The following is a 3,869-nucleotide window of genomic DNA, read 5'->3' as shown; positions in this document are numbered from 1 at the left end:
GACGATGCGGTACTGCGGCACCCGGACCTTGCCCAGGCGCTTCAAACGGATCTTGACGGCCACGGTTGTGGTGTCTCCTTGAGTTCAGTGGTGGGTGAAGGAATCGGGGTCCGGGTGGGGAACACGCGGGCCGGTCCTTCGATGGGCTCTGCGACGGCCGGGTGAGAGGGTCCGCCCGCGCAGGACTCAGCCGGTGATTGTGCCAGAGTCGCGCGAGGTCTGATAAATCGGGCAGGCTGGGCGGATGACGCAGCCCCCGCCACCACCCTACGGCGGCCAGCAGCCGTACGTCGCTCCCCCGCCTCCGCCGCGACGCCGCCGACCGAGCGCGTGGTGGTTCGCGCTCGGGGGTGCGATGGTCGTGGGCGCGATCGTGGCGTTCATCGGGCTGCTGGTGTGGACGCTGACCGGCTTCATGGACGTCGATGCCCGCGTCACCGCCGACGACACGCCCCAGAGCGTCGTCGTGGGCACCGAGTCGGACGTGCTGCTCTGGGCCGACCCAGACGCTCCCGACCTCGACTGCGTGGTCGTCGACGCCTCGACGGGGTCGGAGATCCGAGGTCGCGCCCCCGGCGGCTCGTTCACCCGTGGTGTCAACGGACGCGAGTGGGAGGGCGTCGCCCGCTACGACGCCGGCTCCGGCCGTCTGGAGGTCACCTGCCCCGCAGCCCTCGGCGAGGTCGAGGTCGGACCCGCCCCCGCCATCGGCAGCTTCGTGGGCGGCATCTTCGCCACGATCCTCATCCCCCTGGTCCTCGGCGGGCTCGGCCTCGTCGTCCTGATCGTCACCGGCGTGCTCTTCGCCACCGGCCGGCCGCGGCGCGAGGCATAGCCCTACGCCGAGTCGGCGCGATGTTGCAGCCCGAACGCCGAGTCGGCGCGATGTTGCACCCCGTACGCCGAGTCGGCGCGATGTTGCAGCCGGCCGCCCGCAACATTGCGCCGACTCGACCAGCGCTCAGCGAAACGGTGCCGACTCGGCCAGGTCTCAGCAACATTGCGCCGACTCGGCGTACTGCCCTCTCAGAGCGAGCGCGCCAGGCCGTCCAACATCTCGAGGGTGTGGCTGTTCCAGTAGGCACGGGTGTGGCCGCCCTCACCGGAGACCCACGGGTCGGGGGCGACCGGTGCCGCCGCTGCCAGGGCGACCGAGCCCTCGCGGAAGGGGTCCCACTCGCCGCACCACAGCCCCCACGGCAGGTCCGTGAGGACGTCGAGGTCGGAGAGGACCTGGTCGTCAGGTCCCAGCGCCGGGCTGAAGAGCGCCAGCGCCCGCGCCCAGTCCGGCGTCTGCGTCACGAAACGCAGCGCTCCATAGCCACCGCGCGACCAGCCCCACAGCGCGCGACGACCTCCGTCGAAGCCGCGCTCGGCGAGCCAGCCCGGCAGCTCGTCGCGCAGCATCCGGGGCGGGTCGACGTCGCCGCTGGCCACCCAGCCCGCGGGACCGTCGTCGGTGCCCGCGAGGACGAACGGCGGCGCACCGGCCTCGACCGCGGCAGTCACGAAACGACCGAAGCCGAAGCCGCGCAGGTCGGCGGCCGTCGCGCTGGCGCCGTGGAGGACCACGACGACCGGCAGCCCGGCGCCGTCGCCGTGCCCGGCCGGGACTGCGGTGAAGAGATCCAGCTCCCCCATCGCCGCCGACGTGACCCGCTCGAGGCGCACCTCCCCCTCGGGCGCGTCAGGGACGAACGCCTCGGGCTCGATGCCGAGCTTGCCCAGCAGCCGCTCGGTGAACGACGGCGGCGCCAGCTCCCACCCCACGGCACCCGCTGCGCCCAGGCCCACGACGGCGCCACCGGCGCGGAGGACCCGGCGCCGTCCGAGCCGCGGTGGGGGCGCCTCGGGCATCAGGCCACGACCCGCCCTCGCAGCACCACGCACCGCGGCTCGAGCAGGACGGTCAGGTCGATGAGCGGGTCGCGGTCGTAGACCACGAAGTCGGCCGAGGCTCCTTCGACCAGGTTGTCGAAGCCGAGCCACTCGCGCCCGCGCCACGACGCGGCGCCCAGGGCGTAGGACGCCGGCAGACCCAGCTCGGCCATCGCGATGACCTCCCCGGCCAGGTTGCCGTGGCGAGCGACCCCACCACCGTCGGAGCCGGCGTAGAGGCTGACGCCGGCCTCGTAGGCAGCCATGATCGTGGCGCGACGCCGGGCGAAGAGGTCGGTCATGGTGGCGGCGTAGTCGGGGAACTTCTCGGCCCCGGCCTCCGCGTAGTCGGGGAACTTGTCGAGCTGCATCACCGTCGGCACGAGCGCCACGCCCCGCGACGCCATGGTCTCCACGAGGTCGTCGCTGAGCCCGGTGCCGTGCTCGATGCAGTCGATGCCGGCCTCGAGCAGCCCGGGCAGCACGTCGCGGCCGAAGCAGTGGGCGGTCACCTTGGCGCCGTGCTCGTGCGCGGCCGCGATGGCCTCGGCGAACGCCGCTGCCGGGAACGACGGCGCCAGGTCGCCCTCGTCGCGCGAGATCCAGTCGCCGACGAGCTTGACCCAGCCGTCACCTCGCTGCGCCTCCCGTACGACGTGCGCGGTGAGGTCCTCCGGCTCCACCTCGTGCGCGTAGTGGCGGATGTAGCGACGCGTGCGGGCGATGTGGCGACCGGCCCGGACCAGGCGCGGCAGGTCCTCGCGCTCGTGGATCCACGCGGTCTCGGCCGCGGAGCCGCAGTCGCGGATCAGCAGGGCGCCGGCGTCGCGGTCGAGGATCGCCTGCTCCTCGGTGTCGGCGTCATCGACGGCGCCGTGGTCGTCGAGGCCGAGGTGGCAGTGGGCGTCGACGAGACCCGGGACGATCCAGCCCTCGGCCTCGGTCGTCGCTCCGGCCACCGGCTCGTAGGTGACGCGACCGTCCACGACGTAGAGGTCGCGGGCCTCCCCGTCGGGCAGGACCGGGCCGCGGAAGCGCAGGGCTGTCGGAGCACTCATGGGGCGACGCTATCCGCTCCGGCGTCACGCGCCGGTCGACACTCAGCCCAGGTGGTCCAGCAGCCAGGTCGGGCTCATGATCATCGCGCCCCAGCGCTCGACGCGCCCCATCAGGATCCGGTCGGCGGTCACCACGAACACCCGGTGACCGGCCTCGGAGGCGGCCTTGGCCTCCGCCACGATCGTGTCGTCACCGTTGCCCTTGGCGTGCACCGTGCGCACGTGGGCGTCCCTGCCCGGTCGCACGCCGCCCTTGGCGGCACCTTCGAGGACGAGCACGACCCGGTCCTGCGGCACGTCGGCCACCATCAGCTGCAGGTGCAGCCGCGTCGCCGCACCCGCGCGGTCCTTCCACCAGCCGTCGGGCCGGGCACCGACCACGTTGGCGCCGTCGACGACGAGGACCGTGCCCATGTCTCCCTCTGGCTCTCAGGTGCGCGCGACGCCGGACGATCCCTACTTGAGGAACTTCGAGAAGTCCTGGGGCAGGTTGAGGTTGGCGGCGGCCGCCTCGTAGTCGATGTCCTCCTTGGGCGTGCCGAAGGGATTGGCGGCGGCAGCGGCGGCCTTCTCCTTGGCGGCGGCGGCCTCCTGGGCAGCCTTGGCCGGGTTGCCGGACTTCTTGGCACCCTTGCCCTTCTTGGCCACGGCCTTGGGCTTGCCGCGCTTGCCGGCGCCGGGCATCCCGGGCATGCCCGGCATCCCGGGCATCCCGCCGCCACGAGCCATCTGCATCATCATCTTGCGGGCCTCGAAGAACCGGTCGACGAGCTGGTTGACGTCGGAGACCATGCGTCCGGAGCCCTTGGCGATGCGTGCGCGGCGCGAGCCGTCGATCATCTTGGGGTTGTTGCGCTCGGCCGGCGTCATCGACTGGATGATCGCCTGGATCCGGTCGATCTCACGCTCGTCGAAGTTCTCCAGCTGCTCACG

At 72.6% G+C, this 3,869-nt stretch carries 4 protein-coding genes and 1 pseudogene; 1 reads left to right on the top strand and 4 read right to left on the bottom strand.

The features are described 5' to 3' along the window. Nucleotides 1-244 precede the first annotated feature (244 nt). Complete coding sequence (locus tag RMN98_RS12180; protein ID WP_309649085.1) at nt 245-835, top strand: hypothetical protein; 591 nt, start codon at nt 245-247, stop codon at nt 833-835. A gap of 191 nt (nt 836-1,026) precedes the next feature. Here RMN98_RS12180 and RMN98_RS12175 read toward each other — a convergent pair whose 3' ends face one another. The 4 genes and pseudogenes from RMN98_RS12175 to RMN98_RS12160 all read right to left on the bottom strand — a co-directional run. Further along, nucleotides 1,027-1,857 carry an alpha/beta hydrolase-fold protein gene (locus RMN98_RS12175; RefSeq protein ID WP_309649084.1) on the bottom strand — a complete coding sequence of 277 codons (831 nt, stop codon included), beginning with the start codon at nt 1,855-1,857 and terminating at the stop codon, nt 1,027-1,029. Beyond that, a complete protein-coding gene (locus tag RMN98_RS12170) occupies nt 1,857-2,936 on the bottom strand; it encodes an amidohydrolase family protein (RefSeq protein WP_309649083.1) in 1,080 nt (359 codons plus the stop codon). The genes RMN98_RS12175 and RMN98_RS12170 overlap by 1 nt, the downstream gene beginning before the upstream one ends. 42 nt (nt 2,937-2,978) lie before the next feature. Next, complete coding sequence (locus tag RMN98_RS12165; protein ID WP_309649082.1) at nt 2,979-3,350, bottom strand: NYN domain-containing protein; 372 nt, start codon at nt 3,348-3,350, stop codon at nt 2,979-2,981. A gap of 42 nt (nt 3,351-3,392) precedes the next feature. Next, nucleotides 3,393-3,869: pseudogene (locus tag RMN98_RS12160) on the bottom strand (signal recognition particle protein); the annotation flags it as partial.

The sequence above is a fragment of the Nocardioides sp. genome (genome assembly GCF_031397825.1).
GTDB lineage: Bacteria > Actinomycetota > Actinomycetes > Propionibacteriales > Nocardioidaceae > Nocardioides.
The sequence above is the reverse complement of the archived record's forward strand: the minus strand, read 5'-3'. Positions and strand labels throughout refer to the sequence as shown.